Annotated in this window: 24 protein-coding genes and 1 pseudogene; 16 read left to right on the plus strand and 9 right to left on the minus strand. The window is 70.1% G+C overall.

The genetic code is table 11. From position 1 onward, the window contains the following. The first annotated feature begins 14 nt into the window (after positions 1-14). Both metG and PYS65_RS17655 read left to right on the plus strand, forming a co-directional pair. The gene (metG, locus tag PYS65_RS17650; protein ID WP_279334909.1) at positions 15-1,742 is read left to right on the plus strand and encodes a methionine--tRNA ligase; all 1,728 of its coding nucleotides are present in this window, start codon (positions 15-17) and stop codon (positions 1,740-1,742) included. A 102-nt stretch (positions 1,743-1,844) separates the two neighbouring features. After that, on the plus strand, positions 1,845-2,210 hold the full coding sequence (locus PYS65_RS17655) for a PH domain-containing protein (RefSeq protein ID WP_279334910.1): 366 nt from the start codon (positions 1,845-1,847) through the stop codon (positions 2,208-2,210). Between the two features lie 114 nt (positions 2,211-2,324). On the opposite strand, the gene PYS65_RS17660 is transcribed toward PYS65_RS17655, so the two are convergent. Continuing rightward, on the minus strand, positions 2,325-2,534 hold the full coding sequence (locus tag PYS65_RS17660) for a DUF397 domain-containing protein (protein WP_279334911.1): 210 nt from the start codon (positions 2,532-2,534) through the stop codon (positions 2,325-2,327). Further along, positions 2,531-3,406, minus strand: coding sequence for a helix-turn-helix domain-containing protein (locus PYS65_RS17665; protein ID WP_279334912.1), 876 nt, complete (start codon positions 3,404-3,406; stop codon positions 2,531-2,533). Before PYS65_RS17665 ends, PYS65_RS17660 begins: the two co-directional genes overlap by 4 nt. Before the next feature lie 153 nt (positions 3,407-3,559). On the opposite strand from PYS65_RS17665, the gene PYS65_RS17670 reads away from it, so the two are divergent. From PYS65_RS17670 to PYS65_RS17705, 8 genes and pseudogenes are all read left to right on the plus strand, one after another. Next, entirely contained in the window at positions 3,560-3,991 is a 432-nt protein-coding gene (locus PYS65_RS17670; protein ID WP_279334913.1) for an ATP-binding protein, read from the plus strand. 290 nt (positions 3,992-4,281) lie between these two features. Beyond that, positions 4,282-5,229, plus strand: coding sequence for a helix-turn-helix domain-containing protein (locus tag PYS65_RS17675; RefSeq protein WP_279334914.1), 948 nt, complete (start codon positions 4,282-4,284; stop codon positions 5,227-5,229). Between the two features lie 89 nt (positions 5,230-5,318). Continuing rightward, positions 5,319-5,666, plus strand: a complete 348-nt coding sequence (locus tag PYS65_RS17680) for a hypothetical protein (RefSeq protein WP_279334915.1) — start codon at positions 5,319-5,321, stop codon at positions 5,664-5,666. Further along, positions 5,663-5,920: a hypothetical protein gene (locus PYS65_RS17685; RefSeq protein WP_279334916.1), complete on the plus strand. Its 258-nt coding sequence runs from the start codon at positions 5,663-5,665 to the stop codon at positions 5,918-5,920. The genes PYS65_RS17680 and PYS65_RS17685 overlap by 4 nt, the downstream gene beginning before the upstream one ends. 22 nt (positions 5,921-5,942) lie before the next feature. Then, positions 5,943-6,872 carry a hypothetical protein gene (locus PYS65_RS17690; RefSeq protein ID WP_279334917.1) on the plus strand — a complete coding sequence of 310 codons (930 nt, stop codon included), beginning with the start codon at positions 5,943-5,945 and terminating at the stop codon, positions 6,870-6,872. 11 nt (positions 6,873-6,883) lie between these two features. Beyond that, a complete protein-coding gene (locus PYS65_RS17695) occupies positions 6,884-7,141 on the plus strand; it encodes a phospholipase D-like domain-containing protein (protein WP_279337981.1) in 258 nt (85 codons plus the stop codon). Between the two features lie 89 nt (positions 7,142-7,230). Beyond that, positions 7,231-7,401, plus strand: a pseudogene (locus PYS65_RS17700) (PH domain-containing protein); the annotation flags it as partial. 65 nt (positions 7,402-7,466) lie between these two features. Beyond that, positions 7,467-8,393, plus strand: coding sequence for an RpnC/YadD family protein (locus PYS65_RS17705; protein ID WP_279334918.1), 927 nt, complete (start codon positions 7,467-7,469; stop codon positions 8,391-8,393). A 97-nt stretch (positions 8,394-8,490) separates the two neighbouring features. On the opposite strand, the gene aspS is transcribed toward PYS65_RS17705, so the two are convergent. After that, positions 8,491-10,254: an aspartate--tRNA ligase gene (gene aspS / locus PYS65_RS17710; protein ID WP_279334919.1), complete on the minus strand. Its 1,764-nt coding sequence runs from the start codon at positions 10,252-10,254 to the stop codon at positions 8,491-8,493. 170 nt (positions 10,255-10,424) lie between these two features. Between aspS and PYS65_RS17715 the strand changes: the two genes are divergently transcribed. After that, positions 10,425-12,608, plus strand: a complete 2,184-nt coding sequence (locus PYS65_RS17715; protein ID WP_279334920.1) for a SpoIIE family protein phosphatase — start codon at positions 10,425-10,427, stop codon at positions 12,606-12,608. Here the strand turns inward: PYS65_RS17715 and PYS65_RS17720 are convergent. The 3 genes from PYS65_RS17720 to PYS65_RS17730 all read right to left on the minus strand — a co-directional run bounded on the left by PYS65_RS17720 (position 12,600) and on the right by PYS65_RS17730 (position 15,490). Then, the gene (locus PYS65_RS17720) at positions 12,600-13,676 is read right to left on the minus strand and encodes an AI-2E family transporter (RefSeq protein WP_279334921.1); all 1,077 of its coding nucleotides are present in this window, start codon (positions 13,674-13,676) and stop codon (positions 12,600-12,602) included. The genes PYS65_RS17715 and PYS65_RS17720 overlap by 9 nt on opposite strands. A 122-nt stretch (positions 13,677-13,798) precedes the next feature. After that, positions 13,799-14,779: a pirin family protein gene (locus PYS65_RS17725; protein ID WP_279334922.1), complete on the minus strand. Its 981-nt coding sequence runs from the start codon at positions 14,777-14,779 to the stop codon at positions 13,799-13,801. 225 nt (positions 14,780-15,004) lie between these two features. Then, positions 15,005-15,490, minus strand: a complete 486-nt coding sequence (locus tag PYS65_RS17730; RefSeq protein WP_279334923.1) for an SseB family protein — start codon at positions 15,488-15,490, stop codon at positions 15,005-15,007. 218 nt (positions 15,491-15,708) lie between these two features. Here PYS65_RS17730 and PYS65_RS17735 point away from each other — a divergent pair, with 218 nt between their 5' ends. From PYS65_RS17735 to PYS65_RS17750, 4 genes are all read left to right on the plus strand, one after another. After that, on the plus strand, positions 15,709-17,535 hold the full coding sequence (locus tag PYS65_RS17735; RefSeq protein ID WP_279334924.1) for an acyl-CoA dehydrogenase: 1,827 nt from the start codon (positions 15,709-15,711) through the stop codon (positions 17,533-17,535). A 159-nt stretch (positions 17,536-17,694) separates the two neighbouring features. Next, a complete protein-coding gene (locus PYS65_RS17740; RefSeq protein ID WP_279334925.1) occupies positions 17,695-18,993 on the plus strand; it encodes a M18 family aminopeptidase in 1,299 nt (432 codons plus the stop codon). Between the two features lie 102 nt (positions 18,994-19,095). After that, positions 19,096-19,344: a DUF6458 family protein gene (locus PYS65_RS17745; protein ID WP_109381478.1), complete on the plus strand. Its 249-nt coding sequence runs from the start codon at positions 19,096-19,098 to the stop codon at positions 19,342-19,344. 93 nt (positions 19,345-19,437) lie between these two features. Continuing rightward, on the plus strand, positions 19,438-19,929 hold the full coding sequence (locus PYS65_RS17750) for an LURP-one-related/scramblase family protein (RefSeq protein ID WP_279334926.1): 492 nt from the start codon (positions 19,438-19,440) through the stop codon (positions 19,927-19,929). Between the two features lie 73 nt (positions 19,930-20,002). Here PYS65_RS17750 and PYS65_RS17755 read toward each other — a convergent pair whose 3' ends face one another. After that, the gene (locus tag PYS65_RS17755) at positions 20,003-20,839 is read right to left on the minus strand and encodes a carbon-nitrogen family hydrolase (protein ID WP_279334927.1); all 837 of its coding nucleotides are present in this window, start codon (positions 20,837-20,839) and stop codon (positions 20,003-20,005) included. Positions 20,840-21,056: 217 nt separating this feature from the next. On the opposite strand from PYS65_RS17755, the gene PYS65_RS17760 reads away from it, so the two are divergent. Then, entirely contained in the window at positions 21,057-21,881 is an 825-nt protein-coding gene (locus PYS65_RS17760) for a maleylpyruvate isomerase family mycothiol-dependent enzyme (RefSeq protein ID WP_279334928.1), read from the plus strand. A 79-nt stretch (positions 21,882-21,960) separates the two neighbouring features. Here PYS65_RS17760 and PYS65_RS17765 read toward each other — a convergent pair whose 3' ends face one another. Together PYS65_RS17765 and PYS65_RS17770 are read right to left on the minus strand one after the other, a co-directional pair. Continuing rightward, positions 21,961-23,277 (minus strand): MFS transporter, encoded by a 1,317-nt coding sequence (locus PYS65_RS17765; RefSeq protein WP_279334929.1) that lies wholly within the window; start codon positions 23,275-23,277, stop codon positions 21,961-21,963. Beyond that, a complete protein-coding gene (locus tag PYS65_RS17770) occupies positions 23,274-23,927 on the minus strand; it encodes a GntR family transcriptional regulator (RefSeq protein ID WP_279334930.1) in 654 nt (217 codons plus the stop codon). Before PYS65_RS17770 ends, PYS65_RS17765 begins: the two co-directional genes overlap by 4 nt. Positions 23,928-24,099: the final 172 nt, after the last annotated feature.

Here is a 24,099-nt window from a genome sequence, read left to right on the forward strand (position 1 = left end):
GGGAGCAGCCTCCGATGGCTCGACACCTCATCACCAGCGCCCTTCCGTACATCAACGGGATCAAGCACCTGGGCAACATGGTGGGGTCCATGCTCCCGGCGGACGTCTACTCCCGTTACCTGCGCCAGCGCGGCCACGAGGTCCTGTACATCTGCGCGACCGACGAGCACGGCACCCCCGCCGAACTGGCGGCGAAGGAGCAGGGCCTCCCGGTCGACACGTTCTGCGCGCAGGCGCACGACGCGCAGAAGGCGGTCTACGACGGCTTCGACCTCGCCTTCGACCACTTCGGCCGCAGTTCGTCACCGCAGAACGTCGAGATCACCCAGCACTTCGCCCGCCGCCTGAACGAGAACGGTTTCATCGAGGAACGCTCGATCCGGCAGGTCTACAGCCCGGCCGACGGCCGCTTCCTCCCGGACCGCTACGTGGAGGGCACCTGCCCCCACTGCGGCTACGACAAGGCCCGCGGCGACCAGTGCGAGAACTGCACGCGCGTACTCGACCCGACCGACCTGCTCGACCCGCGTTCGGCGATCTCCGGTTCCACGGACCTGGAGGTCCGCGAGACCAAGCACCTCTTCCTCCTCCAGTCGAAGCTCCAGCACGAGGTCGAGGAGTGGGTCGCCCGGCACGAGGAGGAGTGGCCCCACCTGGCGGCCTCCATCGCCCGCAAGTGGCTGACCGAGGGCCTGCACGACCGTTCGATCACCCGTGACCTGGACTGGGGCGTCCCGGTGCCGGCCGACACCTGGCCGGAGCTGGCGGCCGAGGGCAAGGTCTTCTACGTCTGGTTCGACGCCCCGATCGAGTACATCGCCGCGACGAAGGAGTGGGCGGACTCCGCTCCCGAGGGCGAGACCCGGGACTGGAAGTCCTGGTGGTACGAGGTGGACGACACCGTCCGTTACACGGAGTTCATGGCGAAGGACAACGTCCCCTTCCACACGGTGATGTTCCCGGCCACCCAGCTGGGAGTCCGCGAGCCGTGGAAGAAGGTCGACTACGTCAAGGCCTTCAACTGGCTGACGTACTACGGCGGCAAGTTCTCCACCTCCCAGAAGCGGGGCGTCTTCACCGACCAGGCGCTGGACATCCTCCCGGCGGACTACTGGCGGTACTTCCTCATCGCCAACGCGCCCGAGTCGGACGACTCGTCCTTCACCTGGGAGCACTTCACCGCCACGGTGAACAAGGACCTGGCCGACACCCTCGGCAACTTCGTCAACCGCGTCCTGTCCTTCTCGAAGAAGCGCTTCGGCGAGGCGGTCCCGGCGGGCGGCGAGCCCGGCGAGGCGGAGACCCGGCTCGGCGAGGAGATCGCCGGGCTCCTCGCGGAGTACGAGTCCCAGATGGAGGCCAAGCAGTTCCGCAAGTCGGCGGCCGCGCTGCGCGCCCTGTGGTCCGCGGGCAACTCCTACCTGGAGGAGAAGGCCCCCTGGCTGGAGATCAAGACCGACCAGGACGCCGCCGCCCTCACCCTGCGCACGGCGATGAACCTGATCCGCCTGTACGCGGTGGTGTCGGAACCGTTCATCCCGACGGCCGCGGCCGCGATGCGCCGGACGTTCTCCCTCACCGACGACACGGCGACCTGGGTCACCGCCGAGGAGGCCCGTACGCTCACGTCGCTCCCCGCCGGCACCCCCTTCACCGTCCCGCCGGTCCTCTTCGCCAAGCTGACGGACGAGGACCTGGAGGCGTACAAGGAGCGCTTCGGCGGCGAGCCGGAGTCCGCGTAACGACCGCGCACCACCGACGTCAGGGCCCGGGAACAAAGGTTCCCGGGCCCTGACGCGTCCGTTAGCGTCGCGGTACGACCACGCCACTCAGGGGGAGCACTCATGGCACTGTTCGGCAACGCACACAGCATCGACCCGGCATCGGCGCAGCAGGACTACGCCCGTCTCCTGGGCCACGGCGAACAGGTGCACGCCGCCTACCTGCTGATCCGCGACACCATCCTCTTCACCGACCGCCGGCTGATCCTGATCGACAAGCAGGGCATCACCGGCAAGAAGACCGAGTACCACTCGATCCCGTACCGCAGCATCAGCCACTTCGCCGTCGAGACCGCCGGCCACTTCGACCTCGACGCCGAACTGAAGATCTGGCTCTCGGGCTCCCCGACCCCCGTCCAGAAGACCTTCACCAAGGGCGTCGACATCTACGAGGTCCAGGCCATCCTCACCCAGTTCGTGACCCGCTGACCCGGACGAAGCCCACCGCCCCCACCACGACCACAACCGGGTCTCGGAAACCGACGTCACGCACAGCCCCGGATCGACCAACAACATCCCACGGGGCGATGCGCAGTCGAAGGGTCAGCTTCCCGACGCGTGTGCCACGAAGTCGGCCCACGCGCCGGGCGTGAGCACCAGGCGGGGGCCGTCGACGCTCTTGGAGTCGCGGACGTGCACGGTGCCGGGGGTGAGAGCAAACTCGACGCAGGAGTTGCCGTCGTTGCCGCTGCTGTAACTGCTCTTGAACCACGCCAGCTCGGAGGCGTCCCCGGCAGCGGTCTTGCGGATCATGTCTCCCCCAGCAGTTGTCCGACGAAGGCCAGCGACTCCCGTGGCGAGAGAGCCTGAGCCCGGATGGTGCCATACCGCAGCTCAAGAACGCGCAGGTGTTTGGGTTCCGAAGTCGGCCGACCGTTGAACGCGCCGTCCGAGCGGCCCACTGCCGATCCGTCTGCGAACTTCAGCAGCTCGATCTTGCCGTCCATGCCGGAGTGCGTCTCGCAGTTCAGCGGCATCACCTGAAGAACAACGTTGTGCAGCCGACCCACCTCCAACAGACGTTCGAGCTGCTGGCGCAACACCATTGTGCCCCCGATCGGACGGCGCAGGGCCGCCTCTTCCAGGACGAAGCTGAGCGCGGGCGCGGGTGACCGCTCGTAGATCGACGAACGAGCCGCGCGTGCGGCCACCATCCGCTCCACCTCATCCGGGGAGTAGGGAGGCTGCATGGCTTCGAACAGGGCGCGTGCGTGGCCGGGGACCTGCAGAAGTCCGTTGATGCCGTTGCTCTCGTAGATGCCGATCTCTACCGCCTGGGCCTCCAGCTTGGCCAGCTCCCGAACTGTTTTCGGATACCGGACCTTCTTCACGTCCTCCCAGGCCGCCGCGATGAGTCCGCCCGCGTCCAGCACCTCGTCGGCCCTGTCCAGGTACTCCTGTCGGGGGATCCGCTTGCCGCCCTCAACCTTGTGGACGAGGTCGTCCCCGTACCCGACCGCCGCCGCGAAGTCGGCGACCCGCATCCCCACGGCCTCCCGCCGCAGCCTCAACTGCCGACCCACCGTGGCGAGAACGGCCACGCCCCACTCGTCGTCCGGGTCCACCTCCCACCCCGGTTCGTCCGCCTCGGTCCGGAGCCGTACCGCCTCGCCGTCCACCGACATACCGCACCCCTCTGCCGTACCGCCGTGCCGTAACGCCCTTGCCGGCAGGCCGGTTTCCGACGGTCCGGACAGCGGCCGACAAGCCCCGACAGTCACCCTACGTGTCGATACTGTCACTGTTCACAGTAAGCACGTCCGGCCACTCTCGGTGAGGTGAACAGCGAAAAGTCCACCCAACTCGTGTCGGCCACCGACCACTTCAGCGTGCTCCTGTCACCCACACCCCGAGGCGCCCGCCTCGCCCGGCTGCTCGCCACGGACTGGATGCGCGACCGGGACCTGCCCCACCCCACCGCCGAGGCCGCCGAACACCTCGTCGCCGAACTCGCCGCGAACGCGGCCACCCACGGCCGGCTCGCCGGACGCGACTTCCGCCTCGCACTCCTGGACCGCGACGCGACCCTCCGCATCGAGGTCACGGACACCCGCGGTGACGACCTCCCGAGCCGCCGCGTGCCCGCCCCCGACGCCGAGTCCGGACGCGGCCTGCTCCTCGCCGAGGCGCTCGCCGACCGCTGGGGCGTGCGGCTCGGACCGGTCCCCCGCAAGACCGTATGGGCAGAACTCGATCTACCGCACCCCTGACCAGCGGAAACGGCTCAGGCACCGGAACCCGAGCGCGTGTGTTCCGGTGCCGTCGGCCGTCTTTTCCAAGGACCACGAGAGGGAAAGAACCCCCACCAAGCCCCACCCCTCCCGCCCACGGCGCACGCTCACTCTCGCGAGTGAACATCACCGACTGAGCTGGATATGCGACGGGTTGTCTGCCCTACGCTCAGCGCAGCACGGCACAACAACCCCAGACACACGACGGCCCCCGCTCGGCTTGCACCCGATGCGAGGGCCTGACCACCAAGGAAGAAGAGAGCTTCCCGATGGACACCCAAAACACTAGCGTGCCCCCGCACGCCCAGTCCCGTAACGACGGGAAAAACCACCCCTCTCGCCGCGCCCGCGCGAAGGGGCACCCCGGCGGCGTCACCCACGACAACTCCCGCCACGCCACCCGCTTCACGGTGATCGGCAACCACCTCGCCCAGCACCCGGACCTCTCCCTGCTGGCGATCGGACTGGGCTGCCACATCCAGTCCCTCCCCACCGGCGCCCCCGTCGGCATCAAGTCCCTGGCCGCCCGCTTCCCGGAGGGCACGACCCGGATCGCCGACGCCCTGCGCAAGCTGGAGACGCATGGCTACCTGCGCCGTATCCGCGAACGCACCCCGACCGGCCGGATCGTCACTCGCACCGTCTCCTGCAACCAGCCCGGCCGACGCGACGCCCCGTCCGAAACGGGCGAGGCGCCCGAACCCCCGGCCCGCCGCGCGGCCACCGCCCCGCAGCAGGAACCCGCACGCCGCCGCGCCCTCCCCGCCGTACCGAAGCCCGGGTACACCTCCCCGGACCTCCTCCAGGCAGCCACCGACGTCCTCACCGGCCTGCGCCGCGAGGACCCCCGCCTGCTGCTCTCCGCCACCGACGCCGAGCACCTCGCCCCCGGCGTCGCCGCCTGGCTGGAACGGGACCTGACCCCCGCCGCCGTACGCAGGGCCCTGGCCGGCGACCTGCCCCTGGAGCCCCTGGTCCGGCCCGCCGCCTTCCTGGCCCACCGCCTGACGGCCAAACTGCCGCCCCTCCCGCCGTTCCGCGCCCCCGAACCGCCCGCGCCCGTCCGGTACCCCCTGCGCAACTGCGACACCTGCGACCACGCGTACCGCGGCCCCGACCCCCACCACTGCCAGGGCTGCGCCTCAGCGGGTGTCGGTTCCGGTGTCCCCGACACCGGAACCGACGAGCCGTCCCTCGTTGAACAGAGCCGACCGTGACAGGCCGCTCGCGGCCTGCCCGGTTCCCGGTCCGGCTCCTCCACGGCCCCGTCCGGATACTCTGGCCAGGGCACCCTGTGGAGGACACCATGAGTACTCAGGCCGATCACGGGCACGAGCTGATCCCGCGTCCCGAACAGACCCCTGACGCCCTGCGCACGGCTCTCGCCGTGGTCGACCCGGGGCGCCTGGACGAGATGCAGGCCACAAAGGACGACGCCTTCACCAAAGCCGTGGAGTGGCAGTCCCTGAGCCCCGTGCGGAGCTGGGTCCTCACCTGGGCCCGAGACATCGAGATCGCCCGGCGCCCTGCTCTGTCCTCCCGCTTCACACAGGCACAGAGCAGGCTGGAGCACGAAAATCCCGCCATCGCCGAGGAGGCTCTGCGGGAGCTGAGCGCCGTCCTGGACGAAGCCATGAAAGCAGTGCGCGGTTGAGCTGGAAGTGGGAGTACGCCTTCGGTGCGGAGGAAACCGCCCGCACCGCACCCGCCGACTTCCTCGCCGGTGTGAAGAGGAAGGCGGACGAGCTGGTCAGAGCCGCCGAAGCCGTCCACATTCACGGCCGGGCCCACGAGGGCATCGACCCGAAAGGGGGCGACGTCATCGTCCCCGGCGGCATGTTCAGATACCAGGTCGTCGTACGCAGCGAGCGTGTCTACATCGTCCAGATCACCTACCTGGGGCACTGAAATCAACGACGACCGTTCTGCTGTGACCGGCGACAGCTGGCGCGAGCGCAGGCGCGCGCTCCTTCGGGACGACCCGGCCGAGGCCGAGCGCGCCGCACGTCTCCTTGATCAGTTGGGCACCGAGGACCGGGACGACGAGGAGATCGAGGCGGACCACCGCGCGAGCCGGCCGGCGGCGGCACGGGAGTACGCTCCGGGCGCCCGGCTCGACGAAGAGCTGCGGCTCCGACTGACCGGACCGGACACCGACGGTGGGGCTCTCCGCTTCCAGTGGGGCGACGCGCTGCTGCAACCCGTCGAGCACATGGTCTCGGTGGCCGCGGGCACTCCGGTCCAGCTGGAACTCACCGGGATCTCGGCGGGCAGCATCGTGGTGCACGCCCGCCCGGTCACCGCCCCCGGTGACGCCGACTCCGAGGCTCTGGACGCCCCCGCCACATCCGCCGCCTCCACGGGCCTCGGAACCCTCACCACGCTGCTCGACGCCCTGGAGTCGGAGCACGACGTCCGCGAATGGGCGCGGCTCTTCGATGCGGTCGAATCCGTGTCCCGGGCGCTGAACCGGTACGCACTGGATCTGGGTGTGACCTGGTACGACGCCGAGGGCCACGTGCGTCGCGCACGATTGACCGAGCGGGGCCGGAACTATGTGAGACGGCTCCGGGAGACCAAGGACCGCGATCAGGAGATCATCATCTCCGGTCGCATCACGGAGCTGCGGGAGAGCGGCCTCGTGAAGGTGAAGACGGGCACGGCCAAGAACGCTCCCGCCTACGACGTCCGTTTCGAGGAGCCCGAGGAACTGCTGCGCATGCGTCCCGGTCTCGGGGACAACGTCCACTTCCGGGTCTGCTTCCGCCAGCAACTGGACTCCATGGGCATCGCGCGGTCCACGGAGTACACGTACCTCGGACCGGCAGCCGAACAGACATCGCTGCCGCTCGAACCCTAGGCTCACTCACACTGCCGGGCTGCCGCCCGCAGCGGCCCGGCAAGGTACGTGTCCGGCATCGTGCGGGCGGTACGGGGGTCCTGCATGCCAAACTGATCGCCGCCGACCGGCACACGGCCTTCCTGGGCAGCGCCAACCTCACCGACCGGGCTCTGTCCCACAACATCGAGCTCGGAGTGCTGCCACGCGACCCGAGCACCGTGGAACCGCTGGTCGACCACTTCTGCCGGCTTCTGGCTCCGGAGAACAACGCCATGCGCTTCGCATGAACCGACATGTCAGGCGGGCTGTTCCTGCTTGCCCTGGCAGGAGTTCGGTCACCCGGTCCGTATGAGACGGCGGCCGGCCGACACCTCATCTGATCGGCAAGCAGGGCATCATCGGCAAGAAGACCGAGTACCACTCGATCCCGTACCGCAGCATCAGCCACTTCGCCGTCGAGACCGCCGGCCACTTCGACCTCGACGCCGAGCTGAAGATCTGGATCTACGAGGTCCAGGCCATCCTCGCCCAGTTCGTGGCCCGCTGACCCGATCGGGTGAATGCTGCACATATGCCGGATGCATGAACCATGAGTGCGCCAGGCTCACACTCATGGTCACAGCGACACACGAGGCCTCCCACCGGCTCTTCCAGGACCACCCGGAAGCCCTCGCACCCGTCTTCGAAGCACTGGGCCTGCCGCTGCCAGAGAAGACGGACTTCCACGAGCTCTCCACCGACGTCACCGAGATCCGTCCGATGGAGCGCCGCGCGGACACGGTCCTCATGTTCGAGCCCGACATGGGTGAGCACTTCGTCCTGGCTGTGGAGGCCCAGACGAAGAAGGACCCGGACAAGGCGAAGAGCTGGGCATACTACGTCGCCTACCTGCGTGCCAAGTACGACCTTCCCGTCCTGCTGGTCGCCGTCTGCCGCGACCGCTCGACGGCGGCCTGGGCGATGGGCCCCTTCGAGTGCACCGTGGGCCCCTGGACCACCCAGGTCACCCGCCCGTTCGCCCTGGGCCCGCAGACCGTCCCGGAGGTCACCGACGAGTCAGTGGTGGTCCAGCAGCCGGCCATGGCGGCACTGTCGGCCATCGTTCACAGCCAAGGCCGGAGGGCGGCCTCCATACTGGAAACGGTCGCCCGCGGACTCGTGTCCTTCGAGCCGGACATCACGAAGTACTGGTTCGAGGTGGTGGAGGTCGGTCTGGAGTCCACTCCGGCCAAGGAGAACTGGAGGAAGCTGATGCAGAACGTCGTCACCCACTTCCCGGGGCACGGAACGCTCTTCGAGGAGAAATACCTGGAGGGAAGGGCCGAGGGAAAGGCCGAGGGAAAGGCCGAGGACATCCTGCGCGCACTGCAGGTACGCGGGCTCACGATCTCCGACGGCGTCCACGAGCGCATCACCACCTGCACCGACCTCGACACGCTCACCGCCTGGTTCGATCGCTCCTTGACGGCCACCACGGCCGAGGACGTTCTCGAGGAGGGCTCGGACGTGCCGATGGACGACGCCTCCGAACAGCCATGAAGAGGTAACGTCAGACGCCGCTCACATCCGTCGTGAACGACGACGAGGGCCCGGGGCCGATGTCGGACATCGGTCCCGGGCCCTCGTCGCTGTGTGACTACTTCGGCTGCGGCTTGCGGACCGTCAGGTGGAGTTCCTTCAGGCGGGCCTCGTCCAGCTCCGTCGGCGCGCCCATCATCAGGTCCTGGGCGTTGCCGTTGAGCGGGAAGGCGATGGTCTCGCGGATGTTGGGCTCGTCGGCGAGGAGCATCACGATGCGGTCGACGCCGGGCGCGATGCCACCGTGCGGCGGGGCGCCGAAGCGGAACGCGCGCAGCATGCCGGCGAACTGCTCCTCGACGGTGTCGCGGTCGTAGCCCGCGATCTCGAAGGCCTTGAGCATGATCTCCGGCTCGTGGTTCCGGATCGCGCCGGAGGACAGTTCGACGCCGTTGCAGACGATGTCGTACTGCCAGCCCAGGATGTCCAGCGGGTCCTGGGTCTCCAGGGCCTCCAGACCGCCCTGCGGCATGGAGAAGGGGTTGTGGGAGAAGTCGATCTTCCCCGTCTCCTCGTCCTTCTCGTACATCGGGAAGTCGACGATCCAGCAGAAGCGGAAGACGCCCTCCTCGAAGTGGCCGGCCCGCTTCGCGGCCTCCACCCGGACGGCGCCCATGATCTTGGAGACCTCGTCGAACTCACCCGCGCCGAAGAACACCGCGTGCCCGGCGGCGAGCCCCAGCCGCTTGGTCAGCTCCGTGACGTTCGCCTCGGTCAGGAACTTCGCGATGGGGCCGGTGAGCGAACCGTCCTCAGCCACCCGCACCCAGGCCAGGCCCTTCGCGCCCTGCGCGACGGCGTAGTCACCGAGCTGGTCGAAGAACTTGCGCGGCTGACCGGAGACGTCCGGCACCGGCAGCGCGCGGACGTGCTTGCCGGCGAACGCCTTGAACTCCGAGCCCTCGAAGACGTCGGTGATGTCGACGAGCTCCAGCTGGGCACGCAGGTCCGGCTTGTCGGAGCCGTACTTCAGCATCGCCTCGCGGAACGGGATCCGCGGGAACGGCGAGGTCACGTGCCGTCCGTTGCCGAACTCCTCGAAGAGCTCGGTCATGAGCTTCTCGATGGGCTGGAAGACGTCCTCCTGCTCGACGAACGACATCTCCACGTCGAGCTGGTAGAACTCGCCCGGCGAGCGGTCGGCGCGAGCGTCCTCGTCGCGGAAGCAGGGCGCGATCTGGAAGTAGCGGTCGAAGCCGGAGATCATCAGCAGCTGCTTGAACTGCTGCGGGGCCTGCGGCAGCGCGTAGAACCTGCCCGGGTTGAGACGCGACGGGACCACGAAGTCGCGGGCACCCTCGGGGGAGGTGGCGCTGAGGATCGGCGTCGCCATCTCGTTGAAGCCCAGTGCCGTCATCTTGTGGCGGATGGCCGAGATCACCGACGTGCGCAGCAGGATGTTGCGGTGCATGCGCTCGCGGCGCAGGTCCAGGAAGCGGTACTCCAGGCGTCGCTCCTCGTTGACCCCGTCCTCGGTGTTGATCGTGAAGGGGAGGGGGGCCGCCGCGCCCAGCACCTCGACCTCGCCGACCTCGACCTCGATCTCGCCGGTCGGCAGCTCGGCGTTGACGTTCTCCGTGCCGCGGGAGACGACCTTGCCGTCGATCCGGACGACGGTTTCCTTGGAGAGCCGGTCGAGGGTCTCGTAGGAGGGCGTCCCCGGGCGGGCCACGAGCTGCGTGATGCCGTAGTGATCGCGCAGATCGATGAAGAGAATGCCGCCCAGGTCGCGCCGATTGTGCAGCCAGCCGCTCAACCGGACGTCGGTGCCGACGTCAGAGGCGCGGAGCTCGCCGCAGGTGTGGGACCTGTACCGATGCATCGTCGTTCATCCAGCCTTCGCGGATCGGGATCTTGGTGTCGGGGCCTTTGTTTCACGTGAAACTCCCCCAAGCCTACCGGCCACCCCAAGATCACTTACCCCGGACGATCCGTCGGTCGTGCGAACAGCACCGGTGGCTTTTTTCCGTCGAATCTTCATAAAGTGGGGCAATGCGAACTGGTGAACCCCTGCCGTCCATGGGGGATGTCCTCTCCCTCCTCGACACCGGCAGGTGGCACTGGGACACGGCCACCGGACTGGTCGTGGTCGACGAGGTGGCGGCACGACTGCTGGGGCTGCCCGCCGAGGAGACCACCCTCACGGAGCCCCAGGTGCGCTCCCGGCTGCACCCGGCCGACTGGAACGAGATCGTCGGGGTGGTCCAGCTCGCCGTCGCCGAGGGCACGCTCGCCGAGGTGCGCATCCGGATCATGGACGACCAGGGGCAGGTCGTGCGGGTGGTGCGCAGCCGCTCCAAGCCGACCTTCGACCCCCTGCGCAAGGCCTACCTCCTGACCGGCACCCTTCAGGAGGTCACCGAGCCGACGCCGGGCACCCCCGCGGCGCGCAGGGCGGTCATCGGCGACTGGCGCCGGTCACGGGAGGCGTTCCTGCTGGACGCCGGCCGGGCGCTGGCCGAGGCGCGCTCGACGCGGGAGGTCCTGCGGGTCGCGGCCAACCTGGCGATGCCGGGCTTCTCACCGGACGGATTCGCGCTGTTCGGCGTCGCGGGCGACCAGCTCACCATCATCGGCCACCACGGGCACGAGCCCGGCGCCGAGAGCCCGTTCCACATGCCGCTGAACACCCCCTACCCAGCCGCCGAAGTGATACGAACGGGCCGCGCTGTCTATCTGTCCAGCCCGGAACAGTACAAAGCCCGCTACCCCCTCACCTGGCCGCTCGCCGAGCAGTTCGGCCGCCAGTCCTGGGCGTTCCTGCCGCTGGTCGTGTCCGGCCGCACGATGGGCGCCTGGATGGCGGCCTTCGCCCACCCGGTCGCCTTCACCCCCGACGAGCGGTCGGTGCTGACCACCGTGGCGCGCATGCTGGCCCAGGCCCTGTCCCGCGCGGGGACCGCCGAGAACGAGCGGGCCCTGACCGACGGTCTGCAGCGCTCGATGCTGCCGAAGCTCGGCCCGCAGCGCATCCCGGGAATGAGCGTCGCCGCCCGGTACGTCCCCACCGGTGGCGGCCTCCAGGTCGGCGGCGACTGGTACGACGTCATCCCCCTGCCGAGCGGACGGTTCGCCCTGGTCATCGGGGATGTGCAGGGCCATGACGTCCAGGCGGCCGGGATCATGGGCCAGCTGCGCATAGCCCTGCGGGCGTACGCCTCCGAGGGGCACCGGCCCGACGCCGTGCTCTCCCGCGCCTCCCGCTTCCTGTACGGCATCGGCGAGTCCGACCCCTACGAGCTGCGCTTCGCGACCTGCCTGTACATCGCGGTCGATCCCGGCAACGGGGTACTGGAGGTCGCCCGCGCGGGGCACCCCGACCCGGCGGTCCGCACGCCCGACGCGACCGTGCTGACCCGGCCGACGGCCGGCGGGCTCCCGCTGGGCATCGACCCGGACGCCGACTACCCCACCACCCGGATCGTCCTGGAGCCCGGCGAGACCCTGCTGGTCTGCACGGACGGTCTGATCGAGACCGGCGGCCATGACCTGGACACCGGCTGGCAGCGCCTGCGCGGCATCCTCGAACACCACCGGGGCGGCCTGGAGGAACTGGCCGACGCCCTGGTGCAGGCCGTCCACGGCCCCTCCTCGCACCACACCACCGGGCCCCTGATCGACCGCCGCGAGGACGACATCGCCCTGCTGCTGCTCTCCCGGCAGGGCTACGACCGCGACTCCGAACAGGAGCCGGCGGGGCCGTCGGTGCGCCGCACCATGCTGACGGTGGAGCAGGCCGAGCCGGAACGGATCTCGGAGGCCCGGCGGCACCTGCGCGAACTGCTGCACGACTGGTGCTCACCGGACCAGGTCGACTCGGCGGTGCTGCTGCTGTCGGAGATGCTCACCAACGTCCTCGTGCACACCGACACCGACGCGCTGCTCGTCGCCGAGGTCATCGCCGGGCGGGAGGGACGCCGGATGCGGATCGAGGTCACCGACGCGGGCGACGACCTCCCGCACCGGCGCTCCCCCGGTGAGCTGGCGTCGTCCGGCCGCGGCCTCCTCCTGATCGAGCTCCTGGCCCACACCTGGGGCGTCGATCCCCGGGGCAAGGGGAAGAGCATCTGGTTCGAGCTGCACGAACCACACGAACCACACGACCCACGCACCCCGCACCAGCCCGCCGCCGTGCCGGACACCGCCGCTCGGGCGAGGGGCGGGCCCTCACGGTGACGCCGGCGGAGCCTGCTCCTCCGGTGCGGTGTGGCGTCGGCGCAGTTCGCTCAGGACGCCGACGGCCGCCGCCGTCAGCGGTACCGCCAGCAGCATGCCGACGATCCCGGCGACCGAGGCACCCGCGGTGATGGCGATCATCACGACCGCCGGATGCATCTGCACGGTGCGGCTCTGGATCATCGGCTGGAGCACATGCCCCTCCAGCAACTGCACCGCGAGCACCACGCCGAGCACCCACAGCGCGATGAGGAACCCCCGGTCGGCCAGCGCCACCAGCACGGCCACCGCCCCGGAGATGAACGCCCCGAGGTAGGGGATGTACGCCCCGACGAAGACCAGCGCGCCCAGTCCGACGGCGCCCGGCACCTTGAGGACGAGCAGCCCGACGGTGATGCAGAGGGCGTCGATGAGCGCGATGAAGGTGGTCCCGCGCATGAACCCCTCGACCGCCTGGAAGGCCCGGCGGGCCATGGCCGTCGCCGTGTCCCCGGAGCCGCGCGGCGCCAGCGCGCGCAGGGTCTCGGCGGCGCGGTCGGAATCACGCAGGAAGAAGAAGACCAGCAGCAGCGCGAGCACCGCCATGGCGAGCGCCTGGCCCACCACACTGACTCCGCTGAGGACACCCGACGCGGCCGTACCGCCGAACTTGGACAGCAGTTCGCGCGCGTTCCCCGCGATGTCGTCCAGCGAGGTACCGGCCGCCCCGAAGTGCCGGCTGAGATCCCGCGCCGCGATCCTGAGCGAGGCGATGATCTGGTCCCCGGAGTCGATCAGCGCGGACACGACGATGTACACCGCGCCGCCGACCACGGCGACGACCGCGACACAGGTGAGCCCCGCCGACAGGGAGCGCTGCACCCCGGCCCGCACCAGCCGCCGGTGCAGGGGCAGCAACAGCGCCGTACCGAGGAGGGCCAGCAGGACGGGGATCACGGCCGCCCGGAACTGCACGCACAACAGGATCCCGACGTAGCCGACCCCGGAGACGAGCAGGGCGACGGCGCACCAGGCGGCGAGACGCCGGACGGGTTCGGGCAGCAGCGGAGACGGAGAGGAGTCCTGCACACCCCCACACGATCACGCCCGGCACCCCCTGTCCAACTCCGCCGCCCCGCCCATGTCCCGCCCGGGGAACGGCGAGTGGCCCCGTCCGGAACCGGACGGGGCCACTCCACGCGCTCGGCCGGTCAGGACTCGCGCGGTCCCGAGGCCTCCATCCCGTGCACCGCCGGGATCGTGCCCAGGCGGCCCTTCTGGAAGTCCTCGAACGCCTGCTGGAGCTCCTCGCGGGTGTTCATCACGAACGGGCCGTAGTGCGCCATCGGCTCACGGATCGGACGGCCGCCGAGGAGGACGACCTCCAGGTCCGGCGTGTTCGAGTCCTGCTTCTCGTCCGCGCGGACGGTCAGCGTGCCACCGGCGCCGAAGACGGCCGTCTGCCCCACGTGCACCGGACGGCGCTCGGTGCCGACCGCACCGCGCCCGGCCATGACGTACGCCAGCCCGTTGAAGTCCTCGCGCCACGGCAGGGTCAGCTCCGCGCCCGGCGCGAGTGTCGCGTGGATCATCGTGATCGGCGTGTGCGTGATGCCGGGACCCTCGTGGCCGTCCAGCTCACCGGCGATGACCCGCAGCAGCGCGCCGCCGTCGGGGGAGGTGAGCAGCTGGACGCTGCCGCCGCGGATGTCCTGGTAGCGCGGCGCCATCATCTTGTCCTTAGCCGGCAGGTTCACCCACAGCTGCAGACCGTGGAACAGCCCGCCCGACATGACCAGCTGCTCCGGCGGCGCCTCGATGTGCAGCAGACCCGCGCCGGCCGTCATCCACTGGGTGTCGCCGTTGGTGATGGAACCGCCGCCACCGTTGGAGTCCTGGTGGTCGAAGGTGCCGTCGATGATGTAGGTGACGGTCTCGAACCCGCGGTGCGGGTGCCAGGGGGTGCCCTTGGGCTCGCCCGGCGCGTAGTCCACCTCACCCATCTGGTCCATCATGATGAACGGGTCGAGATGGCGGTAGTTGATCCCGGCGAACGCCCGGCGCACCGGGAAGCCCTCACCCTCGAAACCGCTCGGCGCGGTCGTGACGGTGAGCACGGGTCGGGCCACGGCGTCGGCGGGCGCGGCCACACGGGGCAGCGTCAGCGGGTTCTCGACGGTCACTGCAGGCATGTCGGTACCTCCTCTTGTACGGCCATCTTAGTTGAACGTTGAACTTCCTGCCACCCCAACGAGGAAAGCCCGGAGGGAATTCCCTCCGGGCTGCAGAGACTCCGGGGCGGGCGAAAACACCCGCCCGGCACGTGGCGACCGCGACCGTGGCCGCGGTGGCGGTCGCGGTCGCGGCGATCACGACGGCGGTGACGGCTACGGCGGCGACGGCTACGACCGAGGCGCTCAGCCGTACATGCGGCGCATCGCGAACTCGACCATCTGCTCGACCGCCTTCGCGTCGAACACCATCCGGTGCTCGCCCTCCATGTCGAGCACGAAGCCGTAGCCGGTCGGCAGCAGGTCGATCACCTCGGCGCCGGTGATCACGAAGTACTTGGACTCCTTGCCCGCGTACCGCCGCAGCTCCTTCAGCGAGGTGAACATCGGGATCACCGGCTGCTGGGTGTTGTGCAGGGCGAGGAACCCGGGGTTGTCGCCGCGCGGGCAGTACACCTTGGACGTCGCGAAGACCTGTTGGAAGTCCTCGGCGGTCACCTGGCCCGTGGTGAACGCGCGCACCGCGTCCGCGAGCGAGGGCGGGGACGGCTCCGGGTACAGCGGCGGCTGCTGCTGCCCGTAGCCGCCCGGCATCTGCTGTTGCTGTTGCTGCTGTTGCTGCGGCGGGACGTACCCCTGCTGTGCCCCTACGTTCTGGTCGTAGCCGTACATGCGCGCAAGAGTACCGAGCGCGCCGGAGCCCCGGGCCGGTACGGGCGGTTACGCGCTCCGCCGGCCGCCGCCGGAGCGCGTAACGCGTCACAGATGACCGGATCAGGCTTGCGTCTTATTACCGACGGGTAGCATAGTCGTAGCTACTTGCTGGTATGCAAACCCGTGCGAGGAACGAAGTGCCTCGCCGATCTCTCTACGGAGCCGGGAGCCGTCACATGGGGCACTACAAGTCCAATCTCCGCGACATCGAGTTCAACCTCTTCGAAGTACTCGGACGCGACAAGCTGTACGGCACCGGGCCGTTCGAGGAGATGGACGTCGAGACCGCCAAGAGCGTCCTCGAGGAACTGACCCGCCTCGCGGAGAACGAGCTGGCCGAGTCCTTCACCGACGCCGACCGCAACCCGCCGGTCTTCGACCCGGAGACCAACACCGCGCCGGTCCCGGCGTCCTTCAAGAAGAGCTACCAGGCCTTCATGGACTCCGAGTACTGGCGCCTGGGCGTGTCCGAGGCCATCGGCGGCACGACGGCTCCCCCCTCGCTGATCTGGTCGTACGCCGAGCTGATCCTGGGCGCCAACCCGGCCGTGTGGATGTACTCGTCCGGCCCCGCCTTCGCCGGGATCCTGTACGACGAGGGCAACGACACCCAGAAGAAGATGGCCCAGATCGCCGTCGAGAAGCAGTGGGGCTCCACCATGGTCCTCACCGAGCCGGACGCCGGCTCGGACGTGGGCGCCGGCCGCACCAAGGCCGTGCGGCAGGAGGACGGCTCCTGGCACATCGAGGGTGTGAAGCGCTTCATCACCTCCGGTGAGCACGACATGTCGGAGAACATCCTCCACTACGTGCTCGCGCGTCCCGAGGGCGCCGGACCCGGCACCAAGGGCCTGTCGCTCTTCCTCGTCCCGAAGTACCTCTTCGACGCCGAGACCGGCGAGCTGGGCGAGCGCAACGGCGTCTACGCCACGAACGTCGAGCACAAGATGGGCCTGAAGGCGTCCAACACCTGCGAGATGACGTTCGGCGACCGGCACCCCGCCAAGGGCTGGCTGATCGGCGACAAGCACGACGGCATCCGCCAGATGTTCCGCATCATCGAGTTCGCCCGCATGATGGTCGGCACGAAGGCGATCTCCACCCTCTCCACCGGCTACCTCAACGCGCTGGAGTACGCCAAGGAGCGCGTCCAGGGCCCGGACCTCGCGAACTTCATGGACAAGGCCGCGCCCAAGGTCACCATCACCCACCACCCCGACGTGCGCCGCTCGCTGATGACGCAGAAGGCGTACGCGGAGGGCATGCGCGCGCTCGTCCTCTACACCGCCTCGGTGCAGGACGGCATCGCGGTCAAGGAGGCGGCGGGCGAGGACGTGTCGGCGGAGCACGCGCTCAACGACCTCCTCCTGCCCATCGTCAAGGGCTACGGCTCCGAGAAGGGCTACGAGCAGCTCGCCCAGTCGCTGCAGACCTTCGGCGGCTCCGGCTTCCTGCAGGAGTACCCGATCGAGCAGTACATCCGCGACGCCAAGATCGACACCCTGTACGAGGGCACCACGGCGATCCAGGGCCAGGACTTCTTCTTCCGGAAGATCGTCCGCAACCAGGGCGCGGCCCTGAACTCGCTCGCCGAGGACATCAAGCAGTTCCTCGCCCTCGGCACCGGCGGCGAGCAGCTGGCGGGCGCCCGCGAGCACCTGGCGAAGGCCGCCGTCGAGCTGGAGGCCATCGTCGGCCTGATGCTCACGGACCTCGCGGCCACCGAGCAGGACGTCAAGAACATCTACAAGGTGGGCCTGAACACCACCCGCCTGCTGATGGCCTCCGGTGACGTGATCGTCGGCTACCTGCTGCTCAAGGGTGCCGCGGTCGCCGCCGACAAGCTCCAGACGGCCTCCGCCAAGGACGTCGCCTTCTACACCGGCAAGATCGCCGCGGCGAGGTTCTTCGCGGCCGAGGTCCTGCCCGGCGTCACGCTGGCCCGCAAGGTCGCCGAGGGCGTCGAGCTGGACCTGATGGAACTGGACGAGGCCGCCTTCTAGAGCCTCCCGCAGGAGGTCCCGCGCCAGACGGCGCGAACCCGAACAGGCCCGAACAGGCCCGAACGGGAACGCCCGGGTCCGCACGCGACCGTCGGAGCCCGCACGAGGGCCCGCTTCCACACCGGGGAAGCGGGCCCTCGCCCTCGTTAAGGTGGCCCCATGAGCGAACCCTCCCCCTTCGACCGCAGCCACACCGACGACCTCATGTCCTTCCTCGCCGCCTCCCCCACGCCGTACCACGCGGTGGCGAACGCCGCCGAGCGGCTGGAGAAGGCGGGCTTCCGGCAGGTCGCGGAGACGGACGCCTGGGACGGGACGTCGGGCGGCAGGTACGTGCTGCGCGGCGGCGCCATCGTCGCCTGGTACGTCCCCGAGGGCGCGGACCCGCACACCCCGTTCCGGATCGTCGGCGCCCACACCGACTCCCCCAACCTGCGGGTGAAGCCGCGGCCCGACAGCGGGGCGCAGGGCTGGCGCCAGGTGGCGGTGGAGATCTACGGCGGTCCGCTGCTCAACTCCTGGCTCGACCGCGACCTGGGCCTGGCCGGCCGGCTCTCCCTGCGGGACGGCTCCACCCGGCTGGTGAACGTCGACCGGCCGCTGCTGCGTGTCCCGCAGCTCGCCATCCACCTGGACCGCTCGGTCAACGCCGACGGCCTCAAGCTCGACAAGCAGCGCCACATGCAGCCCGTCTGGGGCCTGGGCGACGACGTGCGCGACGGCGACCTCATCGCCTTCCTGGAGGAGACCGCGGGCATCCCGTCCGGCGAGGTCACCGGCTGGGACCTGATGGTGCACTCGGTGGAGCCGCCGGCGTACCTGGGCCGCGACAAGGAGCTGCTGGCCGGCCCGCGCATGGACAACCTGCTGTCCGTGCACGCCGGTACGGCCGCACTGACGGCGGTGGCCGGGCACGGTGCGGACCTGCCGTACATCCCCGTCCTCGCCGCCTTCGACCACGAGGAGAACGGCTCCCAGTCCGACACCGGCGCGGACGGGCCGCTGCTCGGCAGTGTGCTGGAGCGCTCGGTGTTCGCCCGCGGCGGCTCGTACGAGGACCGGGCGCGCGCCTTCGCCGGCACCGTCTGCCTCTCCTCGGACACCGGTCACGCCGTCCACCCCAACTACGCGGAGCGGCACGACCCGACGCACCACCCGCGCATCGACGGCGGCCCCATCCTCAAGGTCAACGTGAACAACCGTTACGCCACGGACGGTTCGGGCCGGGCGGTGTTCGCCGCCGCCTGCGAGAAGGCGGGCGTGCCCTTCCAGTCCTTCGTCTCGAACAACGCCATGCCGTGCGGCACCACCATCGGCCCGATCACCGCGGCCCGGCACGGCATCCGGACCGTGGACATCGGCGTGGCCATCCTGTCGATGCACAGCGCGCGCGAACTGTGCGGCGCCCAGGACCCGTTCCTGCTGGCGAACGCGCTGGTGGCGTTCCTGGAGTCGTAGTCGCCGACTGCCGACGGGTGGTCAACCCGCCGGTGCTGCATGAGTGATGGCCGACCGGGTACCCGGATGCAACCGGAAGGACCGGGCAGGAAGGCGGCACTCATGGGCCTCGGCGGATGCATCATCCTCATCGCCGTGGGAGCGATTCTCACGTTCGCGACCGACTGGGACATGCAGGGCGTCAACGTGAACCTGGTCGGCGTCATCTTCATGGTCGTCGGGCTGATCGGTGTGGCGGTCTTCAGCAGCATCGCCCGGCGCCGGCGCGTCGTCGTACCGCCCGCCACACCGGTCGTCGACGACACCCGCCCGCACGGCCGCGACGGCTACAGCGACGGGTACGGAGTCTGACGGGTACGGAGTCCGGCAGGACCTCGGCGGCCGGCTCCGGCAATCGGCCCAGCGGCGGCGTCGGAGAACGGGAGAGAGGGCACCCCTGGTGTCATGAGATTCCTCGTACGCGACCGGATCCTCGGGATCGGTGACGACTACTGGATCGAGGACGACCGGGGCAACAAGGTCTTCCTCGTCGACGGCAAGGCCATGCGGCTGCGGGACACCTTCGAGCTGAAGGACCTCCGGGGCCGCGTCCTCATCGACATCCGCAAGAAGATGTTCGCCCTGCGGGACACGATGGTGATCGAGCGGGACGGTGAGACGCTGGCGACGATCCGGCGCAAGCGGCTGTCCCTGTTGCGCAACCACTACCGGGTCGCCCTGGCCGACGGCTCCGAGCTGGACGTCAGCGGCAGGATCCTCGACCGCGAGTTCGCCGTCGAGTACGACGGCGAACTGCTCGCCGTGGTCTCACGGCGCTGGCTGCACCTCCGGGAGACCTACGGCGTCGACGTCGTGCGCGAGGACGCGGACCCGGCCCTGCTGATCGCGGTGGCGGTGTGCGTGATCCACCTGGCGGAGAAGGAGCGGGAGGACTGAAGGCCAGGTCCCGGGACCGGTTCCGGTCCCGGTCCCGGTCCCGGTCTTGGTTCCGGTCCCGGTCCCGTGCGGGTCAAGGTCGCGGGGTCGGGGTCGGCAGCCCCAGCAGCCGGTCCTTCAGGGCCGGGAACTGTTCGCGGGTCTTCGCGACCTTCGCCGGGTCGAGATCGACCGTGAGGACCTGCTCGTCGGGGCCGGCCTCCGCGAGGACCTCGCCCCACGGGTCGACCACGATCGAGTGCCCCGCCTGCGGCACCCCGGCGTGTGTCCCGGCCGTCCCGCACGCGAGGACGAACGCCTGGTTCTCCACCGCCCGGGCCCGGGCCAGCAGCGTCCAGTGGGAGCGGCGGCGCTCCGGCCAGCCCGCCGGGACGACGAGCGTCTCGGCACCGGCGTCGACGAGACCGCGGAAGAGTTCGGGGAAGCGGAGGTCGTAGCAGGTCGCCAGCCCGAGCGTGGTGTGCGGCAGCGGCACCGTCACCAGGGCGTCGCCCGCGCTCATCAGCACGGCCTCGCCCTCGTCGAAGCCGAAGCGGTGGATCTTGCGGTAGACGGCGGCCAGCTCACCGGAGGGGGAGAAGACGAGCGAGGTGTTGTAGAGCGGCCCCTCGCCCGCGTCGGCACCGCCGCCGGAGCCGCCGTCCGGGGCGCCCCGCTCCGGGACGGAGCCCGCGTGCAGCCATACGCCGGCCTCGCGCGCGGCCTCGGCCATCGCCTGGCGGGTGGGCCCGTCGAGGGGTTCCGCCTCGCGCCCGAAGTCCTCGTGGGCGAAGGCGCCCGTGGTCCACAGCTCCGGCAGGACGACGAGATCGGCTCCGGCCTGTTCCCGTACCAGATCGGCGACCCGACGCCGACGCGATTCGACCGTTTCGTCCCCGTTCACGGCGACTTGGAGCAAAGAAGCGCGCACAATACCACCGTCCTGGCATTCGACTTGTCGGCACGGCCTACGATCGTCACACGAAAGCACTGCCGGGGTGCCTCACGACAGCGTAACTTGGGGCCCTCCCGGTTCGAGCGAAGCCGAGAACCTGGGGAGTCCCGAGACGCCCGCCGAGTGCAGCCACCACCCACTGGCACCGCCGCCACCACCTGCCCGTGTACCGACCGCCGAGGGGTCCCGTTCCGTGAGCCTGCATCCCACCCTCCAGCCCTACGCCGACGCCTGGAACCACTCCGTCGAGGCGATATCCGAGCTGGTGCAGCCCCTCGTGGAGGCCGACTGGAACCGGCGGACGCCGTGCCCGGGGTGGTCGGTCCGTGACGTGGTCTCCCATGTCATCGGGCTGGACTCCGAGATGCTGGGCGACCCCCGCCCCATCCACGCGCTGCCGCGCGACCTGTTCCACGTCACCAACGACCAGCAGCGCTACACGGAGATGCAGGTCGACGTGCGCCGCCACCACACGGCGCCGGAGATGACCTCCGAGCTGGAGTACATGATCATCCGCCGCAACCGTCAGCTGCGGAACGAGTCGCGTGAACCGGCCGCGAAGGTGCGTGGCCCGCTCGGTACGGAACTCACGCTGGAGGAGTCCATGCGCCGGCACGCGTTCGACGTGTGGGTGCACGAGCAGGACCTGCGCGCGGCCCTCGGCCGCCCCGGCAACCTCGACTCCCCCGGCGCGCACATCGCCCGCGACGTGCTGCTCGCCGAGCTGCCCCGGGTGGTGGCCGAGCTGGCGCAGGCGCCGCGCAGCTCGGCCGTGGTCATCGACGTCCACGGGCCCGTGGAGTTCCTGCGCACCATCCGCGTCGACTACCAGGGCCGCGGCACGCTGGAGACCGCTCCCGCGCTCGGCCCCGCCGTCACCCTCACCCTCGACTGGGAGACGTACGTGCGCACGGCCTGCGGCCGGGTGACGCCGGAGGCGGTGTCGGACCGGGTGAAGACGGAGGGCGACCCGGACCTGGCGGCGGCGATCCTGCGGCACTTCGCGGTGACTCCGTAGGGTCCGGGCGGACCCGGCGCGCCGGGCCCGGGAGGTCGTTGCCGGGCCCGGCGCGCCGCGTCCGCGGCCGCATCCGGCCTCACACCGGCACGTGCACGTTCTCCACCCGGGCGGCGACGAGCCGCTCCCGTTCCCTGCGCGCCGCCTGCCCGCGCAGCCGCAGGATCTGGGTGACCCCGAGGGCCTGGAGGACGAAGACGGCGGAGAAGGCGACGGCGTAGTCGTCGCCGGTGGCGTCCAGCAGGACGCCGACGGCCAGCAGGGTCGTGATCGAGGCGGTGAAACCGCCCATGTTGGTGATGCCTGCCGCGGTTCCCTGCCGCTCCGGCGGATTCACCGGGCGGGAGAAGTCGAAGCCGATCATCGAGGCCGGACCGCAGGCGCCCAGCCCCGTGCACAGCACCACCAGCAGCCACATCGGCGCCGTCTCGGCGGGGTGGAGCAGCGCGGCCGCCCACAGCAGCGCCGTCGCGCCCACGGTGATGAGCACCAGCGGCATCCGCGCGCCGTGGTTCCGGGCGATGACCTGGCCGTATACGACCCCGAGGACCATGTTGGACAGCACCACGAGGGTGAGGAGCTCACCGGCCGTGGCCCGGGACAGCCCCTGTGCCTCGACGAGGAACGGCATGCCCCACAGCAGCAGGAACACCATCCCCGGGAACTGGGTGGAGAAGTGCACCCACATCCCGAGCCGGGTTCCCGGTTCCCGCCAGGAGGCCGCGATCTGACGGCGCATGGAGGCGGCGCCCTGGTGCGGGGCGGGCTCCGGTCCGTGGCCCTCGGGGTGGTCCTTGAGGAACAGCACGAGCAGGACGAGCACCACGACCCCGGCGAGCGCACTGCCCGCGAAGGCGGCCGTCCAGCCGATGCCGTGCAGCAGCCGGGCCAGGACCAGCGTGGAGACGAGATTGCCCGCCATCCCGGCCAGCGCGGCGAACTGCGCGATCAGCGGACCGCGCCGGGCCGGGAACCACCGGCTGCCCAGCCTCAGCACGCTGATGAACGTCATGGCGTCCCCGCAGCCGAGCAGGGCGCGGGAGGCGAGCGCCATGCCGTACGTCGGGGAGAACGCGAACCCGAGTTGCCCGACCGTGAACAGCACGGCACCGATGCCCAGCACCTTCTTGGTGCCGAGCCGGTCGACCAGCAGGCCGACGGGTATCTGCATGCCCGCGTAGACCAGCAGCTGGAGGATGGAGAAGGTGGACAGGGCGGAGGCGTTGACGTCGAACCGGTCGGCCGCGTCGAGACCGGCCACGCCCAAGGACGTACGGAAGATGACCGCGACGAAGTAGACCGCCACACCCACCCCCCACACCGCGAGGGCGCGTCGTCCGCCCAGGGGGTCCCCGGGCGGACGGGTGCTCGGGGCACCTCCGTTCGCGCGGGTCATCGCACTTCCCCCCGGGCCAGGTGGGAGAACCAGCCGACATGCCGGTTGACCACGCCGGCGGCCGCCTCCGGGTCCCCCGAGCGCAGCGCGTCGAGGATCTCCCGGTGCTCGGCGAGGGTCTTGGCGACGCGGTCGGGGTGCGACTGCATGACGGCGACGCCCATGCGCAGTTGGCGGTCGCGGAGCTGGTCGTAGAGGCGGGAGAGGATCTCGTTGCCGCCGCTGCGGACGATCTCCGCGTGGAAGCAGCGGTCGGTGACGGACGCGGCGGCGAAGTCACCGGCGGCGGCCTCTTCCCGCTGCCGGGCGAGCAGTTCCTCCAGGCGCTCGAGGAGCCCGGGGGGCGCGGGCACGGCCTTGCGCACCGCGTGTTCCTCGACGAGCAGCCGGGTCTCGACGACGTCGGCGATCTCCTGCGCGGAGACGGGCAGGACGAGGGCGCCCTTCTTCGGGTAGAGCCGGATCAGCCCTTCGGCCTCCAGCCGCAGCAGCGCCTCGCGCACCGGTGTGCGCGAGACCCCGACGGCCTCGGCCAGCTCACCCTCGGTCAGGAGGACGCCGCCCTCGTAACGGCGGTCGAGGACGCCCTGTTTGACATGGGTGTAGACGCGATCGGCGGCAGGGGGTTGCTTCACCGGGGTCAGACTCATGCCGACAGGATAGATACAACACGTACCCATGGGGTTGTCCGTCCAGGATGCGGACCCGGACCCCGAAGCCGCCCGCCCCCCGCGCACAACCATCCGCGCCAGGTATGCGTCAGAATTGTGCGGCCCCTGCCGGCCGCGCCTCAACTCGGCCGCACCACTAGGGCATTCAACG

The organism is Streptomyces cathayae, assembly GCF_029760955.1.
Taxonomy (GTDB): domain Bacteria; phylum Actinomycetota; class Actinomycetes; order Streptomycetales; family Streptomycetaceae; genus Streptomyces; species Streptomyces cathayae.

What these genes read in the sequence shown, in the direction of transcription:
- metG (WP_279334909.1), top strand. Translation starts at nt 15, where the DNA reads ATGGCTCGACACCTCATCACCAGCGCCCTTCCGTACATCAACGGGATC.
- PYS65_RS17655 (WP_279334910.1), top strand. Translation starts at nt 1,845, where the DNA reads ATGGCACTGTTCGGCAACGCACACAGCATCGACCCGGCATCGGCGCAG.
- PYS65_RS17660 (WP_279334911.1), bottom strand. Translation starts at nt 2,534, where the DNA reads ATGATCCGCAAGACCGCTGCCGGGGACGCCTCCGAGCTGGCGTGGTTC.
- PYS65_RS17665 (WP_279334912.1), bottom strand. Translation starts at nt 3,406, where the DNA reads ATGTCGGTGGACGGCGAGGCGGTACGGCTCCGGACCGAGGCGGACGAA.
- PYS65_RS17675 (WP_279334914.1), top strand. Translation starts at nt 4,282, where the DNA reads ATGGACACCCAAAACACTAGCGTGCCCCCGCACGCCCAGTCCCGTAAC.
- PYS65_RS17680 (WP_279334915.1), top strand. Translation starts at nt 5,319, where the DNA reads ATGAGTACTCAGGCCGATCACGGGCACGAGCTGATCCCGCGTCCCGAA.
- PYS65_RS17705 (WP_279334918.1), top strand. Translation starts at nt 7,467, where the DNA reads ATGGTCACAGCGACACACGAGGCCTCCCACCGGCTCTTCCAGGACCAC.
- aspS (WP_279334919.1), bottom strand. Translation starts at nt 10,254, where the DNA reads ATGCATCGGTACAGGTCCCACACCTGCGGCGAGCTCCGCGCCTCTGAC.
- PYS65_RS17715 (WP_279334920.1), top strand. Translation starts at nt 10,425, where the DNA reads ATGCGAACTGGTGAACCCCTGCCGTCCATGGGGGATGTCCTCTCCCTC.
- PYS65_RS17725 (WP_279334922.1), bottom strand. Translation starts at nt 14,779, where the DNA reads ATGCCTGCAGTGACCGTCGAGAACCCGCTGACGCTGCCCCGTGTGGCC.
- PYS65_RS17730 (WP_279334923.1), bottom strand. Translation starts at nt 15,490, where the DNA reads ATGTACGGCTACGACCAGAACGTAGGGGCACAGCAGGGGTACGTCCCG.
- PYS65_RS17735 (WP_279334924.1), top strand. Translation starts at nt 15,709, where the DNA reads ATGGGGCACTACAAGTCCAATCTCCGCGACATCGAGTTCAACCTCTTC.
- PYS65_RS17740 (WP_279334925.1), top strand. Translation starts at nt 17,695, where the DNA reads ATGAGCGAACCCTCCCCCTTCGACCGCAGCCACACCGACGACCTCATG.
- PYS65_RS17745 (WP_109381478.1), top strand. Translation starts at nt 19,096, where the DNA reads ATGGGCCTCGGCGGATGCATCATCCTCATCGCCGTGGGAGCGATTCTC.
- PYS65_RS17750 (WP_279334926.1), top strand. Translation starts at nt 19,438, where the DNA reads ATGAGATTCCTCGTACGCGACCGGATCCTCGGGATCGGTGACGACTAC.
- PYS65_RS17765 (WP_279334929.1), bottom strand. Translation starts at nt 23,277, where the DNA reads ATGACCCGCGCGAACGGAGGTGCCCCGAGCACCCGTCCGCCCGGGGAC.
- PYS65_RS17770 (WP_279334930.1), bottom strand. Translation starts at nt 23,927, where the DNA reads ATGAGTCTGACCCCGGTGAAGCAACCCCCTGCCGCCGATCGCGTCTAC.